General features: G+C 59.3%; 22 protein-coding genes. 14 read left to right on the top strand and 8 right to left on the bottom strand.

From position 1 onward, the window contains the following. Window positions 1-129: 129 nt before the first annotated feature. The 5 genes from T370_RS0101540 to T370_RS0101520 all read right to left on the bottom strand — a co-directional run bounded on the left by T370_RS0101540 (window position 130) and on the right by T370_RS0101520 (window position 5,632). Window positions 130-1,026 (bottom strand): ATP-binding cassette domain-containing protein, encoded by an 897-nt coding sequence (locus T370_RS0101540; RefSeq protein WP_029434503.1) that lies wholly within the window; start codon window positions 1,024-1,026, stop codon window positions 130-132. Further along, window positions 1,023-2,039 carry an ABC transporter ATP-binding protein gene (locus T370_RS0101535; protein ID WP_009368832.1) on the bottom strand — a complete coding sequence of 339 codons (1,017 nt, stop codon included), beginning with the start codon at window positions 2,037-2,039 and terminating at the stop codon, window positions 1,023-1,025. The genes T370_RS0101540 and T370_RS0101535 overlap by 4 nt, the downstream gene beginning before the upstream one ends. A 69-nt stretch (window positions 2,040-2,108) precedes the next feature. Next, a complete protein-coding gene (locus T370_RS0101530) occupies window positions 2,109-3,680 on the bottom strand; it encodes an ABC transporter substrate-binding protein (protein ID WP_029434502.1) in 1,572 nt (523 codons plus the stop codon). A gap of 57 nt (window positions 3,681-3,737) precedes the next feature. Continuing rightward, window positions 3,738-4,643: an ABC transporter permease gene (locus tag T370_RS0101525; protein ID WP_005024079.1), complete on the bottom strand. Its 906-nt coding sequence runs from the start codon at window positions 4,641-4,643 to the stop codon at window positions 3,738-3,740. Next, complete coding sequence (locus T370_RS0101520) at window positions 4,643-5,632, bottom strand: ABC transporter permease (protein ID WP_029434501.1); 990 nt, start codon at window positions 5,630-5,632, stop codon at window positions 4,643-4,645. Before T370_RS0101520 ends, T370_RS0101525 begins: the two co-directional genes overlap by 1 nt. Before the next feature lie 582 nt (window positions 5,633-6,214). Between T370_RS0101520 and T370_RS0101515 the strand changes: the two genes are divergently transcribed. Beyond that, window positions 6,215-6,784 carry a flavodoxin family protein gene (locus T370_RS0101515; protein WP_029434500.1) on the top strand — a complete coding sequence of 190 codons (570 nt, stop codon included), beginning with the start codon at window positions 6,215-6,217 and terminating at the stop codon, window positions 6,782-6,784. 186 nt (window positions 6,785-6,970) lie between these two features. Here the strand turns inward: T370_RS0101515 and T370_RS0101510 are convergent, their stop codons facing one another. Further along, on the bottom strand, window positions 6,971-7,456 hold the full coding sequence (locus T370_RS0101510; protein WP_051643706.1) for a hypothetical protein: 486 nt from the start codon (window positions 7,454-7,456) through the stop codon (window positions 6,971-6,973). A gap of 161 nt (window positions 7,457-7,617) precedes the next feature. Beyond that, window positions 7,618-8,316 carry a DUF554 domain-containing protein gene (locus tag T370_RS0101505; RefSeq protein WP_034505527.1) on the bottom strand — a complete coding sequence of 233 codons (699 nt, stop codon included), beginning with the start codon at window positions 8,314-8,316 and terminating at the stop codon, window positions 7,618-7,620. A 320-nt stretch (window positions 8,317-8,636) separates the two neighbouring features. Here T370_RS0101505 and T370_RS0101500 point away from each other — a divergent pair, with 320 nt between their 5' ends. The 12 genes from T370_RS0101500 to deoC all read left to right on the top strand — a co-directional run bounded on the left by T370_RS0101500 (window position 8,637) and on the right by deoC (window position 21,056). Next, window positions 8,637-9,395, top strand: coding sequence for a GntR family transcriptional regulator (locus tag T370_RS0101500; protein ID WP_029434497.1), 759 nt, complete (start codon window positions 8,637-8,639; stop codon window positions 9,393-9,395). Window positions 9,396-9,460: 65 nt separating this feature from the next. Further along, window positions 9,461-10,438, top strand: coding sequence for a tripartite tricarboxylate transporter substrate binding protein (locus T370_RS0101495; RefSeq protein WP_005024092.1), 978 nt, complete (start codon window positions 9,461-9,463; stop codon window positions 10,436-10,438). 253 nt (window positions 10,439-10,691) lie between these two features. Further along, window positions 10,692-11,393, top strand: coding sequence for an HAD family hydrolase (locus T370_RS0101490; RefSeq protein ID WP_029434496.1), 702 nt, complete (start codon window positions 10,692-10,694; stop codon window positions 11,391-11,393). Continuing rightward, window positions 11,390-12,151 (top strand): DeoR/GlpR family DNA-binding transcription regulator, encoded by a 762-nt coding sequence (locus tag T370_RS0101485; RefSeq protein ID WP_005024096.1) that lies wholly within the window; start codon window positions 11,390-11,392, stop codon window positions 12,149-12,151. The genes T370_RS0101490 and T370_RS0101485 overlap by 4 nt, the downstream gene beginning before the upstream one ends. 293 nt (window positions 12,152-12,444) lie before the next feature. Then, the gene (locus T370_RS0101480) at window positions 12,445-13,467 is read left to right on the top strand and encodes a TRAP transporter substrate-binding protein (protein WP_005024099.1); all 1,023 of its coding nucleotides are present in this window, start codon (window positions 12,445-12,447) and stop codon (window positions 13,465-13,467) included. A gap of 55 nt (window positions 13,468-13,522) precedes the next feature. Further along, window positions 13,523-14,029 carry a TRAP transporter small permease gene (locus tag T370_RS0101475; RefSeq protein WP_005024100.1) on the top strand — a complete coding sequence of 169 codons (507 nt, stop codon included), beginning with the start codon at window positions 13,523-13,525 and terminating at the stop codon, window positions 14,027-14,029. A 1-nt stretch (window position 14,030) separates the two neighbouring features. After that, complete coding sequence (locus tag T370_RS0101470; protein ID WP_005024101.1) at window positions 14,031-15,317, top strand: TRAP transporter large permease; 1,287 nt, start codon at window positions 14,031-14,033, stop codon at window positions 15,315-15,317. A gap of 19 nt (window positions 15,318-15,336) precedes the next feature. Further along, window positions 15,337-17,259: a bifunctional 5-dehydro-2-deoxygluconokinase/5-dehydro-2-deoxyphosphogluconate aldolase gene (locus T370_RS0101465; RefSeq protein WP_029434495.1), complete on the top strand. Its 1,923-nt coding sequence runs from the start codon at window positions 15,337-15,339 to the stop codon at window positions 17,257-17,259. 246 nt (window positions 17,260-17,505) lie between these two features. Then, the gene (locus tag T370_RS0101460; protein WP_029434494.1) at window positions 17,506-18,540 is read left to right on the top strand and encodes an L-idonate 5-dehydrogenase; all 1,035 of its coding nucleotides are present in this window, start codon (window positions 17,506-17,508) and stop codon (window positions 18,538-18,540) included. 7 nt (window positions 18,541-18,547) lie between these two features. Beyond that, entirely contained in the window at window positions 18,548-19,345 is a 798-nt protein-coding gene (locus tag T370_RS0101455; RefSeq protein WP_005024107.1) for a sugar phosphate isomerase/epimerase family protein, read from the top strand. A gap of 103 nt (window positions 19,346-19,448) precedes the next feature. Further along, window positions 19,449-20,207 (top strand): SDR family oxidoreductase, encoded by a 759-nt coding sequence (locus T370_RS0101450; protein WP_029434493.1) that lies wholly within the window; start codon window positions 19,449-19,451, stop codon window positions 20,205-20,207. 117 nt (window positions 20,208-20,324) lie between these two features. Next, complete coding sequence (gene deoC, locus T370_RS0101445) at window positions 20,325-21,056, top strand: deoxyribose-phosphate aldolase (protein ID WP_029434492.1); 732 nt, start codon at window positions 20,325-20,327, stop codon at window positions 21,054-21,056. A gap of 994 nt (window positions 21,057-22,050) precedes the next feature. Here the strand turns inward: deoC and T370_RS0101435 are convergent. Next, window positions 22,051-22,965: a helix-turn-helix transcriptional regulator gene (locus T370_RS0101435; RefSeq protein ID WP_081847450.1), complete on the bottom strand. Its 915-nt coding sequence runs from the start codon at window positions 22,963-22,965 to the stop codon at window positions 22,051-22,053. Between the two features lie 71 nt (window positions 22,966-23,036). On the opposite strand from T370_RS0101435, the gene T370_RS24750 reads away from it, so the two are divergent. Continuing rightward, complete coding sequence (locus T370_RS24750; protein WP_156034312.1) at window positions 23,037-23,279, top strand: hypothetical protein; 243 nt, start codon at window positions 23,037-23,039, stop codon at window positions 23,277-23,279. The last annotated feature ends 53 nt before the right edge of the window (window positions 23,280-23,332 follow it).

Below are 23,332 nucleotides of genomic sequence, written 5' to 3'. Positions count from 1 at the left end.
TTTTTCCTATCCGGAAGAGGAGATCACGCCATGTCCGTGCCTTGTACGGATGAAGCCTCCCCGCGCTACCGGAGGGATGGTTCAGGGAAATGCGTAGCGGAAATGTAAAATCCGGCCCGCGATATGGCCTTACTCACTCCGGGCGAGCAGAAAATGTTCCGGCAGGATTTCCCGCCATTCCCCGCTCAGATCCGCCGTTTCATGCGTGTAGGGGATGATCTTTTTTGAGCGTTCGTAAACAGGATCCGGTACGGGAATGGCGGAGAGCAGCGCACGGGTATAGGGATGCAGGGGGTTCCCAAAAAGCTCTTTCGCCGGGGCGAGCTCCACCAGCCTGCCCTCGTACATGACGCCCACGCGGTCGCAGAGGTAGCGGACCATCGACAGGTCGTGCGCGATGAACAGGAACGTGAAGCCATGCTGCCGCTGCAAGTGCTGAAAGAGGGACACGATTTGCGCCTGTATGGAAACGTCGAGTGACGCAACGGGCTCGTCGGCGACGATCAGTTCGGGGTTGACGGCTATGCTGCGGGCGATGGCGACGCGCTGGCGTTGCCCGCCGGAGATCTCGGCCGGAAACTTGTTGCCGTAGCTGGTGTCCAGCCCGACAAGCGTGAGCAGTTTGTCCACTTCGGCCCGCAACCGGACCTTATCGGGATAAACACGATTGATAACCAAGGGCTCCGCAATGATGTCGGCAACCTTCATGCGAGGATTCAGGGCCGCCGCAGAGTCCTGGAAGATGACCTGCATATTGCGCTGGATATCTTTCTTGTGCTCCCGGTAGGAGCGCTTTTCCGAGATCAGAAAGTCTTTGAAGCAAATCTCGCCTTCCGTCGGGGTATAAATGCCCATAATGGCGCGCGCCACCGTCGACTTGCCGCAGCCGGATTCCCCGACCAGCCCGAAGATTTCCCCCTTTCGCAAGTCGAAAGAAATCCCGTTGACGGCGTGCACCGTCAGGGACTTGTTGATGGGGAAATGCTGCTTGTAGTTTCTGACGGATAAAAGAACCGGATTCTTCAATGGACCATACCGCGGCGTTTGATGGTGACGGGAGGCGTGACCGCGGGCGCCCTTTCATCCAGAAGCCATGTTGCGGCGCTGTGGGTTTCGGAAACGGGGAACATCGGAGGCATCCGCTCGTAATCGATTTTCATGGCATACTGATTGCGTTCGGCGAAGGCGTCACCCGGAGGCGGATCAAGGAGCGTCGGCGGCATACCCGGAATCCCCCTGAGCTCCCCGTTTTCCACGGCCTGAGAGGGAAGGGCGCCTAGCAGCCCCCATGTGTACGGGTGGCGCGGGTCGTAAAAGATTTCCTCGGCGGTCCCGATCTCGACGATTTTCCCGGCATACATCACGGCGACCCGGTCCGCGATGCGGGCGACCACGCCCAGATCGTGCGAAACCAGCACGATGCCGATGCCGGTCTTGCGTTGGATATCACGCAGCAGGTCGAGCATCTGCGCTTGTACGGTCACATCCAGCGCCGTAGTGGGTTCGTCGGCGAAGAGGATGTGCGGGTTCAGGGCCAGCGCGATGGCAAGCACGCACCGCTGGCGCATCCCTCCGGAAAAATAGTGCGGCTGCAAGAGCATCCGCTGGGCTGGATCGTCGATGCCCACGCGGTGGAGCATCTCCACGGCCAGTTTTTGCGCATCTTCCCGGCTCATTTTGCGGTGTTTCAGCACGGCTTCCGTGATCTGCTTCCCGATGGGGATCGTGGGGTTCAGCGTGGTCATGGGGTCCTGAAACAGCATGGAAAACAGGGAACCGCGCAGCTTGCGCATCTGTTTTTCGGTATACGGGGCAATGTCCTTGCCGTCGATGAGCATTTTGCCGCTGATCCGGGCATTGCCGGGAAGGAGTTTCATGACCGATTTGCACAAAACGGACTTGCCGCATCCGGATTCGCCCACGATGGCAAGCGTTTCGCCGCTCTTGAGGGACAGCGAAACGTCCCGGACGGCCTGAACGGTTCCGTCGGGCGTGTCGAAATGAACGGAAACGTTTTCCAGTTCCAATACGGTGTCCATGTCTTCCTCGGTGCTCCGAAAAGGCAGCCGGGGCCGCCCGGATGTCCCGGACGGCCCTGCTGCGTGCGGTTAGCGGTTCAGCGTCCAGTCTTCGATGTTCCACATGACGCCCACGGCATGGTGGCCGAGAACGCGCGCGGTATCAAGCCCCTTCAGCCCGGCGATGCTGACGTAGTTGCCGTTCAGGTACGCGACCAGCAGGTGGCCGGGGCGTTCGGCATAGGCTTCCTCAAACTGGCCGTAGATGGCCTTGCGCTGGGCCGGATCTTCGGTGGCGCGGCCCTTTTTCAGCAGTTCGTCGACCTTGGGGTTGGAATAGGCCATCGTGTTGTCGCTGGCTCCGGTGACGAAATCCTTGTAGACGCCGTCCGGGTCGAATTCGGCGGCGAACCCGGCGAGGAATCCGTTGTACCCGGCCTTCCAGTCAAATTTGGTGACGAGGACGATCTGCATGTCGACCCCGGCTTTCTTCAATTCGTTGGCGATGACCTTGGCGATGTCTACGCGCTCTTCCTCATAGTCCCGGACCTGAATCGTGAACGAGAACTTCTGCCCGTTGCGCTCGTAGATGCCGTCCTTGCCCTTCTTCCAGCCGAGCTTTTCCATTTCGGCGGCGAATTTCTTGAGATCGTAGGAGTAGATGTCCGCGGCCTTGTTGCCGCCGTAGGCGTTCATCTGGATGGGGCTGAACGCAGGGAACCCCTGGCCGTTCAGCACGCTTTTGGCGATGGCGTCCTTGTTCAGGGCGTAGTTCAGAACGCCGATGGAGTCGCCGTTCCGCTTCCAGAAGTCGGTATGGAAATCCATAGCGGCGGAACGGTAGTCGGCGGTGGCGAAGTCGATGTTCTTGTAGCCGTCCTTGCCCCGGAACGTGTCCGCATACTTGGCGTTCAGCCACGCCAGATCCGCTTCCCCGGACTGGAGCATGAGGGCCTTGGTGCTTTCGACGGCGACGGTCTTGTAGACGATCCGGTCGATGTTCGGCACCTTGCCGTAGTAGTCCTTGTTCTTTTCCAGAATGATCATGCCGCCGGCGGTGTCCCATTCCACGAACTTGTAACGCCCGGTGCCCACGGGGTGCTGGTTGGCGGGGGCGGTGTTGATGTCTTTGCCCGCGAACAGGTGCTTGGGCAGGATGCCGATGGTGAAGTTGTCCAGCATGGCGGCGTTGGGCTTGGACAAGGTGAAGATCACGGTCTGGGCGTCAGGCGCCGTGATTGACTTGATGTCCTCGTAGTTGCTGGTGATGGATGAGGCCAGCGTCTTGTCTTTGGTCAGCGCTTCGTAGGTGAACAGGATGTCTTCCACGGTGAGGGGCTTGCCGTCGTGCCATTTCACGCCGTCGCGCAGCTTGAAGGCATAGGTGTGCGTCCCTTTATCATAGGTGAAGCTCTCGGCGAGCTCGGGAACCGGCTGGCCCTTGGCGTCGTACTTCATCAGGCCGGAAAAAATGATTGTGGGCAGTTCCTGATGGTTGTTGAGCAGGGGGTTGATGGTGTCCTCGTTTTCCCCGGCGTAGACAAGGGTGTTCGCCATTTCGTCGGCGGCGTTGGCGGGCATTGAGGCGAGACAGAGCGCAAGGCACATGAGGCCCCAGCGAACCGTTTTCAAGACCGGAGCGGTCAATACGTTCCTCTTCACGAAGTTCTCCTTTTCGGATTGTCGTACGTTGCCTGTATTTATAAAGGCGACCTGTGGTTACAGGTTGCTTGGCCCTTGGTTGCTTCTTTTTCGGAAGTAATGGCCGATGCTGGTGATGCTCAGCAGCGTAACCACAAGGAAAACCCCGGGGATGAGGATGACCCACCACGAGTTGAGGAGGAGCGCCCGGTCGGCCAATGCCAACATGCTCCCCCATGAGAGCACGTCCACAGGCAGGCCCAGTCCGAGGAAACTCAAGGTCGCTTCCATCGCCATGCTGGTGCTGATGCTGGAAATGACCACGAACATGATCGCCGACACGAAGTTCGGGATGAGGTGCTTGCGCATGATGAAGGGAAACCGCGCGCCCATGCAGCGCGAGGCGAGGATGTACTCGCTGTTGCGGATCTGCCGGACTTCGCTCCGGACAATGCGGGACAGGGCGAACCAGCCGGTGACGCCGATGACGAGAGCGATGGTGAGCTCGTTCGGTTTGCCCATGAGGGAAAGGATCAGCAGCAGGGACAGAAGGACCGGGACACTTTGCAGGAGTTCCACCGCCCGCATCATGGCGCTGTCCACCACGCCGGAGGCGACCCCGGACAGGCAGCCGTAAGAAACCCCGATAAGGGTAATGACCGCGGCGCTCATCAGCCCGATGAAGATGGAAGCCCTGCCGCCGTACCAGATGATCGAGTAAATGTCCCGCCCCAGAGAGTCCGTGCCGAACCAGAATTCGGCATTGGGAGCCTCATTGACGTTCATGAGGAAGAGTTCGGCGGGATCATGGTTGATGATCAGGTTGGAAAAAAGGCAGCCGAGGGCAATCACGGAAAACACGGCGACGGAGAGGGTGGGCTTGCCTTTCAGCCGCGCCCAGAAGCCTTTTTTCCGTATGGCGGGCTGGTGCGCCCTGTACCCGGCCCCGACGATCGTGAAGGCATCGTTGGAAGAGGCGTCCATCAGCACACGACCCCGTCAGAAGACTTCATGCGCGGATCGATGACTTCGTTGACGGCCTGCGCGACAAGGCTGCTCAGCATGACCATCGCTCCGGTGATCAGCACCATGAGCATCAGCAGGTTGTAGTCATGGTATTTGGCGCTGGATACGGCGAGCAGGCCGATGCCCGGATAGTTGAATACGGATTCCGCCACATAGGTGCCGCTCAGGACGTGGGGGATGGAGATGGCCATGATGCTGACGATGGTGGGGAGCACGTTCCGCAGGCAGTGGCTCAGCAGGACCCGTGTCCTTCCGAGCCCCTTGGCCCGCGCCAGCAGCACGTAATCACGGCGGATTTCATCCAGCAGCTTGTTGCGGATCATGTAAGCGTAATACCACAGGTGGCTCGCCACCATGACGATGAGCGGCAGGACGAGGTGGCGCAGGCGGTCGGTCAAATCGCCGGATTTCCCGATCCCGTAGGCACCGCTGCTCGGCAGCAGTTTGAGGTTGACGCTGAAAACGAGCACCAGCACCACGCCCATCCAGAAGGCGGGCACATAAAAGGCTACCGTACCGATGCGGCAGACGAACCGATCCATGAAAGTGTCCTCGAACCGGGCGCAGAAGAGGGCAAGCGCGATGGCGAGCATAAAGACCAGCGCGTAGGCGATGCCGCCGAGCATGAGCGTATTGCCGATAAGCGGAGAAACGACATCAAGGACGGGGCGTTTGTATTTCAAGGAGATGCCGAAATCCCCCTGCATGACGTTCCCGATCCATTTGGCGTACTGCATCCAGATGGGGCCGTTCAGCCCCAGCCGTTCCCGTGCGGCGTCCAGTTCCGTGGTCGTCATGGACTGCATGGCGTCGCCGTAGAAGGATTGGAGAGGATCGCCGGGGGTCAGGCGGGATACATAGAAAACGATCAGCGACAACAGAAACATCATGGCGATGAACACCAGCGTTTTCCGTGCGAGAGAAGCCATCAGTTGTCTGCTGTTCATAGTCTGCCTTCCTTGGAGCGCGATCCTTCGGACTGTTCCGAGATCCTGTTTCGTAACACGTTGTTTTCTTAGATGTAGAGTATAGTGTTACGCGTATAAAAAATGTAATACGAGGTATACCGGCCACCGCCGACGGTGTCAATGAGAGGTCTTTTGCATCAAGCGGGCACGGGCTTCGGGCGGATTTCCTCCATGGCCATAAACGGATTACATCCTGATATAAAAAGAGAAAACGGGGAAAGAAAACGCCCCTGTCACCGTCCACATCGGTTCCCTGGGCGTTTTGCGATGATTGTGTATAGGTCAAGGTGTTACTTTTGTCAAATTAATGTTATCAAAATGGTATTCCGCGCCTCTCCAAATAAAAAAGGGCAACATCTCAAAGGCGGCGTGAATCCCCGCCACCGTTTGTGCCGTCACATAGTGAGGATATGGCGCGGGTTCTTGACCTTCAGAGCGCGACGGTTTTACTGTTTCCCCCACGAAGCTTCGGGATGAAGCGCGCGGAACAAACTGCCCAGTGTTCAGCTTGCCGTGCAGGTGGTTTTAAACGGGAAAATCTCAACGGATAGAGAGGTTGCCATGTCGATATTGGTCGTATGGGCAAGTCCCAACCAAGACGGTTTGACCTCTGCCGCCAAAGACAACATTTTGAAAGGGCTGTCAGAGGCGGGCAGTGAGGCCGAGGCTCTGCATCTGAATAAGCGGGACATCAGGTGTTGCCGGGCGTGCGGGAATGGGTGGGGGCTTTGCAGGAGCGAAGGCAGGTGCGTGATCAACGATGATTTTTCGGAAGACTATCAGAGACTCGTTTCCGCCGAGGCGATTGTCTGGATCACGCCCGTCTACTGGCACGATCTTGCCGAGAACCTGAAGGCTTTTCTGGATCGCCTGCGCCGGTGCGAGACGCGCCGTAACCATTTTCTGAAAGGGAAAAAGAGCCTCTTGGTCGCCTGTGCCGGAGGGACGGGCCGAGAGGCGATACAATGCCTTGACCGCCTTGAGGACACACTGGGCCATATGGATATTGTTGCGGTCGACCGCCTGCCGATTATCCGTTTTAACCGCGAGTACATGCTCCCGGCCCTGCTTGGCGCGGGGCGTGCCTTTGCGGCGCATATAGGGCAAACGGCGTCCGAAGAGGGCGTATGAGTGCCGACCCCGGATCAAGACAATCAAAACGTGGGGAGCTCTCTTTTGCAGGGCGGTGGATGCCGGCAGCGGCATTTGCCGTCCTGCTGTTTCAAGGGGGCCTGAAGTCGGGCAAGGGTCACGGAAAAGGCTTTTTCAGCCAATCTGTATCTGCCTTGCCGCAATAAACACCGATGCCTTTCCCGCCTACCGCGAGAAGGCGCCTCGCTGGGCATCGGCATGGCAGGCGGCGCAGTTCTTCAATCCTTGAGCCTTGGCAATGGAACCTTGTGAAACATCATCATGCTTGTGTATGAACCAACGGCTTTCCGTGATTCTGACGGGCGTGTCGCCATGAAGTTTTTTGGCAATTTTGCTTCCGCGCCGGGTGGTTCCCGTGTCCGCGGCATTGCCTTGAAGCCACGCGCCGATCTGCTCCTTGTCCGCGGCGTCGAGTTCGACGGCGGCATCAAAATGGTTCGGAAGATCCCCCATGAGCCGTTTCCATGAGCCGGACGGCAGCAGCAGGGCGGAGTATGCCGTATGGCATGAGCCGCAGTTGTCGACATACGTTTGCGGCGGGATGAGAAGACGGTTTGGGGAATGTTTCCTGTATCCGTCATGCGCTTCGGCAAGCCCGACGATTCCACAGAGTAAAAGGCCCGTGAATCCCCAAAGATACCTTTTTTTCATGAGATCGCTCCTTGCTGCGTTTGCGGTTGGTTGGACTGCAACCTACCCTGAGCGGCGTGAAGAATATGTTAACGCCGCGTTTTCCCGGCACCTCCGCGAGAGGGGAGGGCGGGATGCGGGCCCCCCTTTTCGTGGCGTTGCATCCCTATGTACGGCGGCGCTCACCCGACATAGCGTGCCCACAGCGCCGAGAGCGGCATGATGATGAGCATGGACGGCAGCATGTTGATCACGGGAAAGATTTTGATGCCGCACATGCGCAGCCCCGTGGCGACGAAGATGACGCCGCCGCAGGCGGTAAAGTCGCTGAGCATTCCCGGCGTCATGTACGGGGCGAGGAAGGCGGCGGAAGCATAGAGCAGGGCGAGGATGGCGAATTGGGGTATGGCGATGAGGCTGACCGAGAGGCCGAAAAGCGTCCCGAACACGATGCCGCTGAACAGATCGAGAACGGCCTTGGTGAGGAGGATGTCCGTGGACCCGGTGATGCCTTCGTTTATCGCGCCGAAGATGCCCATGCTGCCGAAGCAGAAGGCGGAAACAAGGGTGATGATGTTCACGATGTACGTCTCATTGCCGCAGTGCTTGCTTTTTGCGAGGCGGAACAGCGCCCTGATGCACTTGGCAAGAAAAGATTCGGCAAAGACGAGCTCGCCGATGACGGAACCCACGATGAGGGCCATGACCACGACGGGAAGTGCTGAAGCCTTGTTCACGAGGGTGGAGCCCATGCACAGCGTGATCACGCCGAAGATGAGGGGAAGCGTTTCCTTGACGCGCTTCGGGATGAACCCAGAGAAGAGGGTCCCGGCGAGCCCGCCGACGAAAAGAGCGCAACTGTCTGTAATCGGTCCGATCATAATGCTTAACCTATTGAAATAATGTAAAAGATTCTTTCATCCAATTGTACCATGAAACATGGCGCTGAAAAATTGTCAAGCTCCAAAGAAGAGGAACACCGTCTTTGCTGAAAAGGCGGACGGATCGGCATATGCCCGAGGGCACGACGGGGGGAAGGCCGCTTGCCATTTCTTTGGTGGCTTTGCTAACGTAACGGGCGCAACTGGAGCCGCGTGGGATGGCATGGCATCCTTTTCCGCAAAAACGGGAAGAGGATATGTCCGCTTTCCGCCGTATTTTTCGCAGAGGGAAAACATTGACAGGCCACATGGGGTGAGTTATGGAAAAGTCGTCAGACGTCAGACGAGTTAGGGAACAACGGGAACCCCTGTATGTGGAAGTGAAAGAGGCTATTCTCGAATTGGCCCGTACGCAGTGCGGCCCGGATCGCAGGCTTCCTTCCGAGGAAGAGTTGTGCCGCCTGTTGGGCGTAAGCCGGGCTACGGTGCGGGAAGCGTTGAGCATCCTTTGCCGCGAAGGGTTCGTCTCCAAAAGGCACGGCATAGGGAACCTCGTCAACCGCAGCGTGCTTGATACGCCGATGCGTTTCGATTTGGAGCGCGGGCTCCGTCGGATGCTTGAAGACGCGGGGTATCAGGCAAGCACGATCCGGGAAATGCCCGTGAGCCCCGGTGGGAAGGACATCCTTTTGGATGATCCGACGCTGCCGGTCAGGCTGACGATCCCCCGGCCGTGGAAGATCCAGCGGACGGCGCACCTTGTGGAAGGCGCGCAGGCCATTGTGACCTGTAACGTGTTCACATCGAACGGCTCATGGAATGGAAAAGGGTTCGCGCAGGAACTGGCCTATACGGATGTGATCAACCTGCTGTCGGGCGGCACGTTGTCGCACACGGTGATGGCGTTCCTCCCGTGGTGCGCGGGGAAGGGGATCGCTTCCGCTTTCGGGCTTGCTCCGGGTACGCCGATCATTCTGTGGCATGAGCTGAACTACGGCATACAGGATACCTTGTTGTGCGAGAGCGTGGTGGCTTTCAATCCGGATTTTGTGACCCTGCGCGCGCTCCACAGATGGTAATGTCCCCTGACATGGCAAAGGCCTTTTTCTGAATCCTTTCGAATGGATCACGACGAGGACGTGCTATGTTTTCCAGAAAGATCCAATCACTTTGCATTGCCCTGTTCTGGCTCTGCGCCGCCGTGCCCCAGATGGCCTTCGCGGAGTATCCGGAACACCCCGTAACCGTGTATCATCCCTTCGAGCCCACGCCGTATGACGCGTTGAGCAAGGTCTACAATGCGGAAATGTCGAAGATTTTGGGTGTGCCCTTTGTCTTTGAATATGGTATGATGGGCAAGGCGGCGAAAGCGACGCTCAACGGCAAGCCCGACGGCTACACCGTGTATTTCGCGGCGATGGGCCCGATGGTCCTGAAGCCCAACATGGTCGGCCCGTCCGCCTCGCCCAAGGATTTCCGGGCCGTGGGGCGTGCGACCCTGCTGCCGATCCTGTTCGTGGCGAACAAGAATGCGCCCTTCAAGACCTTTGAGGAGTTCAAGGCCTACGCGAAGGCCCATCCCGGCAAGGCCCGGATCGGGATCACCAACGCCCCCAGTTCCCTCCAGATCGGCATGACGCACCTTATCAAGGATCTTGCCAAGCTGGATGTGCAGCTTGTGGAGCAGCCGGACGGCCCCGTGCGCGGGACCATCGACTGCCTGATAGGGGATACCGACGCGCTGATCAGCCATCCGCCGGACATCATGCGCTACATCAGGCGGGGGGATTTCGTTCCGCTGGCGACGTTCGCGCCGGAACGCCTCGCCATGCTGCCCGATGTGCCGACCCTGCGTGAGCTCGGCTATGATTTCTCCCAGACGAGCTGGCGTGTCCTCGTGGTGAACAAGGATACTCCGGACGCCATTGTGGAAAAGCTCGCCAAGGCTTCCGAGCGGGCGTTGAACAGTCCCGCCATGAAGAAGTCCGCCGAGGAGAATTACGAAATTCTCGCTTGGCTGCCCCCGAGCGAGGCCGATGCCTTCCTCCAGTCCGAGTTTGATTTTTATCGGGATCTGTCCATGTCCATGGGGTTGCACTATACCCAACGGCCCAAGAAGTAACCGTTTGAGCAGCATCCACAAGAGCCTCTCCGTTTATGGCGGAGAGGCTTTTTTATGGGCAACGTCTTTTTCACGTATGGGGTTGCATCTAGGGCCTTTCGGCTTTGTGCGGCGATTGACAACCGCCAACGGGATACATAAGAAGCAAGACCATATGCTGGCTGGTGCCTGCGCTTGCCTCCCCGTTTCCGAACGTGCTGCGTCTATTCTGTCGAGGCGGCTTTGCCGCTCACCGCAACGCACAGGAGGCCCCATGACGGGATGTGGAACGGAACGCTACGCCGACTGGTTTTTTGACTTGGACGGGACGCTGGTGGACAGCGCCCCCGATATCCTGCGGCTGCTCGGCGGCGTGCTGCGGGAGGAAGGGCTCGCCGTGCCCGAACTGGACAAGGGGCGCATCGGGCCGCTTCTGGAAGACATCATCCGCGGGATCTGCCCGGATCTGGCCCCTGCGGATCTGGAGCGCATCGTCCGCATCTACCGGGCGCGCTACCGCGCCTGCCCCTTTGACGAAAGCCCGGCGTTCCCCGGCATACCGCCGCTGTTCGAGCGGCTGTCGGGGCGGGGCTGCCGGTTGTTTGTGGCTACCAACAAGCCGGAGGACGTAACCCGCCGTCTGCTCGACGTCCGGGGTCTTCTGCCGTTTCTGGCCGGGTTCGCGTGCAGCGACTCGCTGCCGGGGCGGCGGCTCTCCAAGGCCGGGATGCTGGCCCTGCTCATGGAACGCCACGGCGTGGAGCCGGGGACGGCGATTATGGTCGGGGACTCGGCGCTCGATATGCGGGGAGGGCAGGAGGCGGGCATGGCCACGGCTGCGGCCTTGTACGGGTATGGGCGGCGCGGGGCGCTGCTCGAAACCGGGCCTGATTTCGTCATTGAGGATGCGGCGTGGACGCGCGTGGTCCGGCTGTCCGGCGGAGCCGCCGGTTTGCATGAAGGAAGGATTGCATGAAGCAGGAAAATCGGCATCAGGCCATTCTCTATGCCGTGATGCGGCAAGGGTACGTTTCCATCGAATCGCTGGCTGAGGAGCTCGGGGTGTCGTCGCAGACCATCCGGCGGGACATTTCCGAGCTGGACAGGACGGGGATGCTGGAGCGCAGACCGGGCGGTGCGAGCTGCCGCACGACCATTCTGAACAGCACCTACGATGCCCGGCAGGTCGAGGATTTCAAGGACAAGGAGCGCATCGCCCGGACCATTGCGGAGTATATCCCCGACAACAGTTCCATTTTCCTTACCCTCGGGACGACCGTGGAGGTCATCGCGTACGCGCTGCTCGAGCGTTCCGGGCTCATGGTCATCACCAACAACGTGGTGGCGGCGCTCACCTTGAACAAGAAGACCGACTTCGAGGTGGTCCTCGCTTCGGGCTATATGCGCAAGAGCAGCAACGGCCTTGTGGGGGAAAGCACAATCGAATTCGTCAACGGTTTTCAGTGCGATTACGTGATCACGAGCACCGGGGGCATCAGCGAGGCGGACGGCCATCTGCTTGATTACCATACGGCGGACGTGAGCGTGGCGCAGTGCATGATGCGCAATGCAAACAAAGTGTTGCTTGCGGCAAGCCGTTCGAAGATCGGACGGCAGGCCGTGGTCAGGGTAGCCCCGCTCAAGACCGTGGACGTATTGTTCACCAACAGCCCCGTCCCTTCTCGGTTGGAGGAGGTCGCGCAAGCCGCGGGCGTGGAATTGATCGCTTGTTGATGGAATAAATTTTACAACTATATGACGCTCAATATTTTTGGAAAGGATTCTATATTTTTTTAACATATTGAAATTAAATAAATATAAAATACAGCATCCGTTCATGCCGAATGGATGCTGTATTTTTTTGTACATTTTTTGAAAATGTATTGACACAAAACGACGTTTCGGAGATGGAATGAAACAGAATAGACGCAGTATTGGTTCTCGGACTGGTGACGGCAATCCCGTTAGTCCGCCGGATTGTTCCTTTCGGAACATGACGGCGCCACCCTCAAACCGGAGAGTTTCATATGCGCAAAGGTCTTTTCACCCTTCTGTCCCTTGTCTGCGCCGGCCTGATCTGGGCCGCGCCGGCCCCCGCGAACGCGGCGGACAAGATCGTCATCCGTTTCGCGCACAGCAACACGCCTTCGGACATGGACCCCTACCATGCGCTCGTCACGAAGATGAACGACAAGCTGGTCAAGAAGCTCGGCGCGGATCGCATCGAGATTCAGGAATTCCCCGCCGGGCAGATCGGCAGCGAGGAGCGCAGCTTTCAGGACGTGCAGCAGGGCATCCTCCAGATGACTGTGCTCGCGGTGAACAACGCCTCGATCTTCGCCCCCTCCCTCGGAGCGTTCGACCTTCCCTACATCTTCAAGAGCGTCAAGGAATTCGACGATTGCGTCGATCAGAACTGGGATCTCATCAACAAGCGCATGGAAGCCGAAAGCGGCACCATCGCCATCGCGTGGCATTCGCAGGGCTTCCGCTTCATCACCAACAGCAAGCAGCCCGTTGCCAAGCTGGCCGACCTCGCTCCGGTCAAGATCCGTACCCCCAACAACCCGATCATGATCGGCGTGTACCGCGCCTGGGGCACGGACCCGGTTCCCATGGCCATGGACGAAACCTTCAACGCCCTCCAGCAGAAGGTCGTGGACGGTCAGGACAACCCGCTGGTCTCCATCGCCACCAACCGCTTCTATGAAGTGCAGAAGTACATCACCGAACCCCACTACAAGCTGTGGACCGGCCCCGTGGTCGTGAACGTGGACTGGTTGCGTTCCCTGCCCGCCGACGTGCAGCAGGCCATCATCGAGGCCGGGCACGAAACCACCGTCGAAATGCGCGCCCTGCTCGACAAGCAGGAAAGCGCCTCCCGTGAGTTCCTGAAGGAAAAGGGCATGGTCTTCTGCGGCGTGCCCACGGATGAGGACGAGTGGATGAAGCGGGCCGTCAGCATCTGGCCCCAGTTCTATCCCCAGATCAAGAACCTTGAAATCGTTGAGGCCTTCATGAAGACGCTGGGACGCCAGCTCCCCAGATAAGTCCAGGTTTGACGGGGGCGGCCTTCGGGCCGCTCCTCCCCTCAGGAGTTCCGCTATGAAGAATCTGCTTGCATGGCTCGACGTTCACTTTGAAGACGCGCTTTGCGGCGTCCTGCTCGTCGGCATCATGATCATGCTCATGGCGCAGGTGGTCGTCCGGTTCGCGTTCGGGCACGGGCTCACGTTTTCGGAAGAACTGTGCCGTTTCTCCTTCCTCTATCTCGTCTATTTCGCGGCGAGCCTCGTAGCCTGCAAGGGTGCGCACATCCGGGTGACCGCGCACACCCAGAAGCTCCCCGCGCCCGTGCGCGTGGGCCTGCTCATGCTGGCGGATCTGCTCTGGCTCGGGTTCAACGCCACGGTGATCTATCAGGGCGCGCTGCTCATCGACAGCATGTCCACCCGCCCTATGGTGTCGGGCAGTATGCTGCTTGATCTGCGTTACGTCTATTTCGCCGTTCCCGCCGCCTTCACGCTCCAGAGCTTCCGCATCCTCCAGCGGTGGTACCGGCATTTCCGGGGCGGCGTTTCCATCCTCGGTCAACAGCAGGAGGAGGTGTAGCATGTCCGCCGATGCCGTTCTTTGGATTGTTATGGCCTTCTGCCTCATCGTGGGCTGCCCCATTTTCGTGTCGCTCGGCGTGGCCTCCACCCTTGCCCTTATTTTGACCAATATCCCCATGCGCATCGTCGCGCTCGACATGCTCAAGGTGATGGACATGTTCCCGCTGCTCGCCGTGGTGGGCTTCATCTTCGCGGGCGCACTCATGGAAAAGGGCGGCATGGCCCGCCAGATCGTCGACGTGGCCTCGCTGTTCGTGGGCCGGATACGCGGCGGCCTCGGCATCACCACCATTCTGGGCTGCCTGTTCTTCGCCGCCATGATCGGCTCGGGCCCGGGCACGGTCGCCGCCATGGGCAGCATCATGATCCCCACGATGGTCCGGCGCGGCTATTCGCCGGAATACGCGGCTGGCGTGTGCGCCACGGGCGGCACCCTCGGCATCCTGATCCCGCCGAGCAACCCGATGATCATCTATGGCATCATCGCCAATACATCCATCGCGGCGTTGTTTACCGCCGGGTTCGTGCCGGGCTTCGTGCTCGGGCTCATGATGATGCTCATGGCCTATTTCCTTGCCCGCCGCGCCGGGTTCACCGGAACCGTGGACGAGGACAAGGGTGCCCATTTCTGGCCCATGTTCCGCAAGAATTTCTTCTCCCTGATGGCCCCGGTCATCATCCTCGGCAGTATTTACGCCGGGATCTGCACGCCGGTGGAGGCTTCGGTGGTGGCGGTGTTCTACGCCCTGTTCGTCGGGACGTGCATCACCCGTGAGCTGAAGATCATCCAGCTCTGGGACGCGATCAAGCTGACCAACGTCTCGGCGGGCAGCATCATCATCGTGCTCGGCGTGTCCACGCTGTTCGGGCGCATCCTGACCATGCAGCGCATCCCGCACCAGCTCGCCAACGCCATGATCACCCTGACGGACAATCCGTATGTCATTCTGGTGCTCATCGGGCTTCTGCTGCTGTTCCTCGGGATGTTCATGGAAACCCTCGCCACCATCGTCATCCTCGCGCCTATTTTCCTGCCCCTGATCACCAAGGTCGGCATCGATCCCGTGTTCTTCGGCATCTTCTGGGTCATCACCAACGAGGTGGCGCTGCTTTCGCCGCCGCTGGGGGTGAACCTGTTCATTGCCCAAAACCTGTCGGGCATCAGCTTCGAGCGGGTGGCCAAGGGTGCTTTCCCCTACATGATGCTGATCATCTGTTTCATCATAATGCTGATCCTGTGGCAGGATCTGCCCTTGTGGCTTCCGCGCCTGACGGGGCAATACTAGTTTGATAGGGAGTTCGGATATGTCTGAAAAGGACTTTGACCTGATTTGTATCGGCCGGTCGTGCGTGGATCTCTACAGCGGCGAATTCGGCGTCCCGCTGGAGCGGGCCATGACCTTTACCAAATCCGTGGGTGGAAGCCCCATGAACATCGCCATCGGCACGTCCCGGCTCGGTCTGCGGGTGGGCGCGATCACCGGCGTGGGGCAGGAAGACAACGGCCGTTACCTCAAGTGGCAGCTCTCCTGCGAAGGCGTGGACGTCAGCGCCGTGAAGACCGATCCCAAGCGGCTCACCGCGATGGTGCTCCTGAGCATCCGGGGCGACAACGACTTCCCGCTCATCCAGTACCGGGAAAACTGCGCCGACATGGGCCTGACCGCCGAGGACATCGATCCGGACTATCTGGCCCGGGCCGGGGCCGTACTGGTGACGGGCACGCACCTCTCGCGCGAGGGCGTGCGGTCCGCGACCATGAAGGTGCTTGAAACCGCAAAGCGCCTCGGCCTCAAGTGCATCCTCGACATCGACTTCCGCCCCAACTTGTGGGGATTGCAGGGGCACGACGCCGGGTCCAGCCGCTGGGCCGAGGCGTCCGAGCAGGTGACCTCCGAATACAAGAAAGTCCTTCCGTACTTCGACCTTATTGTGGGTACGGAGGAGGAATTCTTCATCGCGGGCGGCAAGACCGAGGCGATGGAAGCCCTGCGCGAAGTCCGTAGGCTCTCGAAGGCGCTCCTCGTCTTCAAGCTCGGGGACAAGGGCTGCGCCGCGCTGCCCGGGGATATTCCGGACAGCTTCGTGGATGAAGTGGTCTATCCGGGCTTCCCGGTGAAGGTGTTCAACTCCATCGGCGCGGGCGACGGGTTCATGTCCGGCTTCCTGCGCGGCTGGCTGCGCAATGAGGATCTGGCCTCCTGCTGCCGTTACGCCAATGCCGCCGGGGCGTTCGCCGTGTCCCGCCTCGGCTGCTCCTCAGCCTATCCGAGCTGGACCGAGCTGCAATACTTCGTCAGCCACGGCAGCAAGCATAAGTGGCTGCGCGAAGACGCCATGCTCGAACAGATCCACTGGGCCACCAACCGTCGCAACAAGTGGAAGAACCTCGCCGTGTTCGCCTTTGACCACCGTGATCCCTTCTCCGCTCTGGCCGCCGAAACGGGCCGCGACGCCAAAGCCATTACCGCCTTCAAGAATCTGGCTTTCCGGGCCGTGGCGGAAGCCTCCTCGGAGCTTGAAGGCCAGAACGATGTGGGCATTCTCGTGGACGACACGTACGGCCAGTCCGTCCTGTTCGAGAGCAACCGCTATCCGTTCTGGGTGGGCCGTTCCATTGAAAAGACCGGGGTTAACCCGCTCATGTTCGAGGGCAAGGCCGACGTGGGTTCGACGCTTCAGGCGTGGCCTGAGAACCATGTGGTGAAATGCCTGTTCCGCCCCGGTGCGAAGGATGCGCCCGAGGTCGTGGAAGAGAACGAGCGCCAGCTGTGCCGCCTCTTCTCGGGGGCGCGGAGCACCGGGCATGATCTCCTGTTGGAAATCATCGTCGACCAGCCGCAGACGCGGGAAGAGCAGGACGCCTGCCTGCTGCGTTGGATGCGCCGCTGCTACGAGCTTGGCGTGTACCCCGACTATTGGAAGATCCTGCCCGTAGCCGACCAAGGCACGTGGCAGGCCATCGAAGCGTTGATCGGCGAATACGATCCGTACTGCCGGGGCATTCTGTTCCTCGGGCTCAACGTGGCGGAAGCCGAGCTGGTGAAGCGGTTCGCCGCGCTGCCCGAATCGCCGCGCGCGCTTGGGTTCGCCATCGGGCGGAGCATCTTCCTCGAACCGGCCCGCAAGTGGTTTGCCGGGCAGATGTCCGATGAGGACGCCGTGGCGACCATGCGGGATTGCTTCCTGCGGCTGGCCCGCGCGTGGAACGGGCGCAACCGCGGGTAGTTTTTCGGGGGCTGCGCGCCCCCGTACCCCTCGGCAGAGGCGCTGCCTCCGTATTCCGCAAGGGGGCAAGCGCCCCCTTGACCCGGCGTGGGAGTTTCCTGTTGCAAGGCTGCGGGAAGCGCTGGGAGGGAATTGCCTCTTTATACGCAATACAGACAAAACAAAATCTCCTCCACCCCAACCCCGGGCGTTCCGCATTCCCCCTGCGGGACGCCCGAACCAAGGCACTTTGAAAGGAACGGCGCCATGAAAGCATGCGTATTGTACGGTCCTAAAGACCTCCGCATTGAGGAGCGCCCCGTCTCCGAGCCGCAGCCGGGTTTCGTCCGTCTGCGCATGGGCGGCGTGGGCATTTGTGGGAGCGATCTTCATTATTACCATATCGGGCGCGTCGGGAACGCCGTGGTCCGTGAGCCCATGATCCTCGGGCACGAACTGAGCGGCGTGGTCGATGCAATCGGCCCCGGCGTATCCGGCCTTGTGCCGGGCCAGAAGGTCATCATCAACCCTACCGATGAATGCGGAACGTGCGGCTATTGCCGGTCCGGGCACCAGAACCTCTGCCCGGATCTGCGTTATTACGGATCGGCGGCCCGGACTCCGCATGTACAGGGGATCATGGTCGAATACCCGATGGTGCAGGCCCGGCAGTGCGTGGCGGTCAGCGACGCCATGCCGCTTGATCAGGCCGCCTGCGTGGAACCCCTCGCCATCGCCCTGCACGCTGTGGCCCGCGCCGGGAATCTGCTCGGCAAGCGGGTGTTCGTCAGCGGGGCGGGTCCGGTGGGCTGCCTCATCGCCGCCGTTGCCCGCCTGAACGGTGCGGCGTCCGTGGCTATCAGCGATATGGAGGCGTTCCCGCTGTCCGTGGCGGTGAGGCTCGGTGCGGACGCGGCGTTCAAGGCCGCCGATCCCGCGCTGACCGATCTCGCCAATGCCTGTGAAGCCTGCTTTGAGGCGTCCGGTTCCGTGGGTGGCATGAACACCTGCCTGAGGAGCGCCGCGCCCGGCGGTACGGTCGTGCATGTCGGGTTCCTCGGCGAAGAGGAGGTGGCCTATCCGGTCAACACGATGGTCATCCGCAAGGAAGTCACGGTCTGCGGCTCGCTGCGCGCCTATCAGGAATTCCCGCTTGCCGCCCGCCTCGTGGAATCGGGGCGGCTTGATCTGTCGCCCCTGATCACCGCTTCCTATCCGCTGGAAAAGGCGGAAGAGGCCATTCTCGCCGCCAGCGACAAGACCCGATCCATGAAAGTCGTTCTGACCGGACCGGCACTGTGAGGTTGTTATGAATATCAGTATTTCCGTCGCCGCCACGCCGTGCGCCATGCCGCAGATCATGTTCGCGGGCGATCTGGAGGCGCGCTGTGCGCTTCTCGCAGGGCTCGGCTATGACGGCATCGATATGTTTTTCCCCGATCCGCAGGGCACGGATGCCCGTACCGCCAAAGCCGCGCTGGACCGTAACGGGTTGCGGGCTACCATGCTTGCAGCGCAGGGCGATCTCATGGCCGACGGTTTGTATTTGAATGATGCCGGGAGGTTGTCCGAACTGCTCGAGCGTTCGAAGTACCATCTTGAGCAGTGCGCCGTGCTCGGTGCCATGCCGAACATTGGGTTCATCCGGGGATGGCACCGCAACGATCCGGGCAGCCTGCCCCGCATGGCCGACGGCCTCGCCGCGTATTGTCAACTGGCGGCGTCTTTCGGTGTAGACGTGCTCTTGGAGCCGATCTGCCGTTACGAAATCGACTCCATCCATACAACGGATCAGGCCATCGACCTGTGCGAGCGTGCTGGAAAACCCGCCAATCTCGGGCTCCTTCTCGATCTCTTCCATATGAATATTGAGGAAGCGTCCGTGTGCGGAGCCATCTGCCGCGCCGGGTCGCTTGTGCGGCACGTCCATTTTGTGGACAACACCCGCGCCGTGCCCGGTATGGGCTGCATGGCGCTGCCGGATGTCGTGGCCTGCCTCAAGGCCGTGGGCTACGAAGGGTTTCTCGGCATCGAAGCCATCCCCGGATCCGATCCGGAAGGCGAGGCCCGCAGCGGTCTGGCCTTCACCCGCGCGCTGGGCGTGTGAGGCTATATCCCTTAGCAAACAGGCGGCATTTTTCTTTTGCTGGAATGTTTCGGTGCGGCATACCCCGAGGAATTCCTTCAACCATTACAGTAAGGATGCAATCATGTTTTCTCTGAACGGTAAAACGGCTCTCATTACTGGTTCCGGGCGCGGCATCGGCCTCGCCATCGCGGAGGCGATGGCCCATCAGGGCGCGAACATCTTCCTGTCCGACATCAACAGCTCGGTTGTGGAGCGGGCCGCCGGGGAACTGGCGGGGAAATATCCCAACGTGGCGGTACGCGGCCTGACCTTCGACGTGACCGACAAGGCGCAGATTGAAAGCGCCATGCAGACCATCAGGGATGCCGGGAACGGCCTGCAAATCCTCGTCAACAATGCGGGCATCAACCTGCGTGAGCCCGTGGCGGACATGGATGATGCCCTGTGGCAGAAGATGCTCGACACGAATCTGACCAGCGTGTTTCGGGTATCGCGGGCGGCGTTTCCCATGCTCAAGGAAAAGGGCGGCAAGGTGATCAACCTGTGCTCGCTGATGTCCGAAATCGCGCGCCCCACGGTATCGCCCTACGCGAGCACCAAGGGTGCGGTGCGCCAGTTCACGCGGGCGCTGGCAACGGAATGGGCGGAACATAACATTCAGGTCAACGGCATCGCGCCGGGCTTCATCGCCACGGACATGAACATCCCGCTCATGGAAGACAAGGATCTCAACGACTACATCATGCGCCATACCCCGGCGAAACGCTGGGGCAAGCCGTCCGAAGTGGCTTCGGTGGCGGCCTTCCTCGCCTCGCCCGCGGCGGATTTCGTGAACGGGCAGGTGATCTTCATCGACGGCGGGTTCATCATTTCTCTGTAATGGGTGGGGTTCCGGCGGCAAGAACCTTTGCCAAGAAAAAGATTCTTGCCGCTCCCGATTGGAAGTGCGGCGGACGTCTGTGTATGGAAGGGATGCCCAATAGTGTAAGGAGGTTCCATGCGAATCAACGGCACCGTCTGGAGCGCGCGGGACATTGCGGCGCGCATTGATCATACTGTGCTGGCACCCGACGCCACGCGCAAGGATATGGAAAACGCCTGTGCCCTCGCACGGGCGTATGGTTTTAAGGCTGTGTTCACGAACCCGTACTGGACGCCGCTGGTAGCCGAACTGCTGGACGGCAGCGGCATTGCGGCGGGGATTTCGGCGGCGTTTCCGCTCGGTTCGTTGTCTACCGACGCTAAGGTCGCGGAAGTCTTGGATGCCGTGGCCCGCGTCGACGGCAAACCCTGCGCCGTGGACATGGTGACCAACATTGCCCTGTTGAAGGAAGGGCATTTCGACGACTACACACGGGATATCGCCGCAGTGGTCAACGCGGTGGAAGGGCGGGGCATCATCGTCAAGGCGATCCTCGAAACGTCGCTCCTCAATGCGGAGGAAATCCGCACGGCTTGCCGCTGTGCCGCCGAAGCGGGCGTGGACTTTGTGAAGACCTCGACCGGCAGGGCGGGTGCCCCGGCGCTCTCACATATCCGGATCATGCGTGAGGCGCTCCCCGCCCACGTTGGCATCAAGTTCTCCGGCTTCGGAACGCTCAATGCTCCGGAACTCGCGCTGTGGGCCTTTTTCCTTGGTGCGGATGTGCTCGGCTCTCCTTGCGGAGATGTCGTTGTTGATGTGTTGTCCTCCGGCTATGCCGAGGTCGGGATGCTCGCTGGATCTTGATGTGTCCTCAGAGGGGTTTGGCGGCAACGCTCTACTTCATGCGCAAGCTGAAATGGCAAGGGAGGTCCGCCTCCCTTTTTCGTGCGGGATGCGGTGCCTTTTGATCGGTTTTCTGCAAAGGTGGGCTCATTGCATCTTTCAGAAAAGGATCTATAATAAAAGAAGAAGAGGAATAGGATGAAAAGGTTGGGAGCAGGCCTTGAACCTATACTCTACGAAAGGAGGTCTACTCAGATGTACAAAGTTGCGGAACGATGAGGCGGCGGCAGAGGCCCCCAAAACATGAGCAACGATAAACAGGAGACGATTCCGATGGGCAAAACAGTGATGGTTCTGGTTATCCCGGAACCTAAGGTGCGGAAGGCGACGGCAAAGCCGGTTCGAAAGCACAAGGGCAAAACAGCCTACAGCCGCAAGGCAAAGCACAAGACCCCCGAATGGGGGTCTTGTTGTGTCTGGGGCGCTGTGACGGGGTTTGCGCTTCGGGCGTATCCTTGGTGTGAGCGAGGATATGAACCTGTTGAATACGGTCGATAAGAAAAGGTACCATTTTAAGTTTGCATGCTAATGAATGATAATATATCATGAAATATGAATATATTTTGAGGAATAAGGATAAGGAAAAGCCCTGAACACATCGAGTGCTCAGGGCTTTTTCCTGATTTCCACATGGAAAAACCTGCTAGTTATACTTCCTTACACCATAGATACCGACGACAACGGAGATGAGCATGAAAGCACCAGCGATGATCATAATAGGAAACATGGACATGGTGGACTCCTTTATCGTTATAGGTTTCAGAAAAAGGAAACACACAGCAGAAAAATCCGTACAAAAGTTTGTAGAGAACACCCTTTCGTCGTGAATCCTGTCTACCACCATTCATGGAAAAGGCACAAACGGAAAAAAATGTTCTTTTTGACAACTAAAACTTATTAGAGGCACTGCCATAACTGAAAAATGCCCGAGGACGGAATCATCCTGCGGGCATTTTCAATAATCGGGCGGAAAGGGGAGGCGGAAGGGGCGGGGGCGGGCCACTTCATCGGCCTCTCTCTCTCTCTCTCTCTCTCTCTCTCTCTCTCTCTCTCTCTCTCTCTCTCTCTCGTGGCGGCGCTTGGCGATGGCGCCGGGGGTGCTGCCGAAATGCTTCTTGAAAGCCGAGATAAAGGCGGAGACGGAATTGTAGCCGCAGTCCAGGGCGACGGCGGTGACGCTTTGCCCCTGCTCGATTTCGGTCATTGCGTGTTGGAGGCGCATGATTTGCAGCCAGCGTCCGAACGTTTGCCCGGTTTGCCGGATGAACAGGCGGGCGAGGGTTTTTTCGGACATGCCGAGATGGCGGCTCCAATCAGCCATGCATATCGGCGCGTCGGGTGCGGCCAAGGCTGCCGCGCACAGCTCCACCAGACGGTGCTCGGAAGGCATGAGCAGAGGGCCGCCAACTTCCTTGCTGGCTTTGAGGCGATCCATAAGCACCAGTGCGAACCGTTTCCCTTCTTCCGTCGTGAAGTCCGGCTTGAGGTCGTCCACCGCAAAAAGAAGCTCCCGCAGTAGCGGGGACATTTCCAAACCGTGGCACTGCCGGAAACGGGGGGAATTCTCGAACAGGGAAGCGTGGAAGAAAAGCGAGCGGTTCCATGAGGCTTCGGGCAGATACCACTCATGCTGGACGCCCGGCGGGACCCATGTGGCGCGGTACCCCTGCCCGAGGAAGTTTCCCGTTTCCGAGCATAGGACGATGCTGCCCGTGGCGACAAACAGCAGCTCCCCCCAATCGGGGTGGACATGCAGGTCGCTCCATGTCCCGGCATCCTGCCTTTCATTAAAGGCGTAAATGAGTTGTGTCTCATCAACGAAACAGGCTTCGTTCGTCCGGGGATTCCAATAATGCTGTCGCAGCGCCATGATGCCCCCTGAACCGTATCGGGCAGGATGAGCCTTTTGATACGGATAGATTGTTCTTTAATGTACAATATGTGTTGGCAACGGACGGATTGCGTCAATTGAAGATGCCGGTTCTTTTCTTAATGAAAACACTTCATTCAAAAATGGGTCAGCCTATGCTTGTGAATTGGTTTTACGGTGGCGGGCTTCGTGAAAGCCCGTTTTATGGAAGTCGGGGAACTGATTTTGTCATACCTTTGCCTGTATCAGAAGGGATTCCCGGTGTGCAACTCGTCGGCATCAAATACTGCGGATGGGCAATGAAGGACATGTGAAACAGGATGTGTCTATAACATATTGTAATTATTTGTTTATTTATACTTTGTTC

The organism is Bilophila wadsworthia ATCC 49260 (assembly GCF_000701705.1).
GTDB classification, from domain to species: Bacteria; Desulfobacterota; Desulfovibrionia; order Desulfovibrionales; family Desulfovibrionaceae; genus Bilophila; species Bilophila wadsworthia.
Note: the sequence above shows the minus strand (reverse complement) of the source record. Positions and strands in the feature narration are given on the sequence as shown.

Coding starts and splice junctions, on each gene's coding strand:
- T370_RS0101535 (WP_009368832.1), bottom strand. CDS start 2,039: ATGGACACCGTATTGGAACTGGAAAACGTTTCCGTTCATTTCGACACG.
- T370_RS0101525 (WP_005024079.1), bottom strand. CDS start 4,643: ATGGACGCCTCTTCCAACGATGCCTTCACGATCGTCGGGGCCGGGTAC.
- T370_RS0101520 (WP_029434501.1), bottom strand. CDS start 5,632: ATGAACAGCAGACAACTGATGGCTTCTCTCGCACGGAAAACGCTGGTG.
- T370_RS0101515 (WP_029434500.1), top strand. CDS start 6,215: ATGTCGATATTGGTCGTATGGGCAAGTCCCAACCAAGACGGTTTGACC.
- T370_RS0101510 (WP_051643706.1), bottom strand. CDS start 7,456: ATGAAAAAAAGGTATCTTTGGGGATTCACGGGCCTTTTACTCTGTGGA.
- T370_RS0101505 (WP_034505527.1), bottom strand. CDS start 8,316: ATGATCGGACCGATTACAGACAGTTGCGCTCTTTTCGTCGGCGGGCTC.
- T370_RS0101500 (WP_029434497.1), top strand. CDS start 8,637: ATGGAAAAGTCGTCAGACGTCAGACGAGTTAGGGAACAACGGGAACCC.
- T370_RS0101495 (WP_005024092.1), top strand. CDS start 9,461: ATGTTTTCCAGAAAGATCCAATCACTTTGCATTGCCCTGTTCTGGCTC.
- T370_RS0101490 (WP_029434496.1), top strand. CDS start 10,692: ATGACGGGATGTGGAACGGAACGCTACGCCGACTGGTTTTTTGACTTG.
- T370_RS0101485 (WP_005024096.1), top strand. CDS start 11,390: ATGAAGCAGGAAAATCGGCATCAGGCCATTCTCTATGCCGTGATGCGG.
- T370_RS0101480 (WP_005024099.1), top strand. CDS start 12,445: ATGCGCAAAGGTCTTTTCACCCTTCTGTCCCTTGTCTGCGCCGGCCTG.
- T370_RS0101475 (WP_005024100.1), top strand. CDS start 13,523: ATGAAGAATCTGCTTGCATGGCTCGACGTTCACTTTGAAGACGCGCTT.
- T370_RS0101470 (WP_005024101.1), top strand. CDS start 14,031: ATGTCCGCCGATGCCGTTCTTTGGATTGTTATGGCCTTCTGCCTCATC.
- T370_RS0101465 (WP_029434495.1), top strand. CDS start 15,337: ATGTCTGAAAAGGACTTTGACCTGATTTGTATCGGCCGGTCGTGCGTG.
- T370_RS0101460 (WP_029434494.1), top strand. CDS start 17,506: ATGAAAGCATGCGTATTGTACGGTCCTAAAGACCTCCGCATTGAGGAG.
- T370_RS0101455 (WP_005024107.1), top strand. CDS start 18,548: ATGAATATCAGTATTTCCGTCGCCGCCACGCCGTGCGCCATGCCGCAG.
- T370_RS0101450 (WP_029434493.1), top strand. CDS start 19,449: ATGTTTTCTCTGAACGGTAAAACGGCTCTCATTACTGGTTCCGGGCGC.
- deoC (WP_029434492.1), top strand. CDS start 20,325: ATGCGAATCAACGGCACCGTCTGGAGCGCGCGGGACATTGCGGCGCGC.
- T370_RS0101435 (WP_081847450.1), bottom strand. CDS start 22,965: ATGGCGCTGCGACAGCATTATTGGAATCCCCGGACGAACGAAGCCTGT.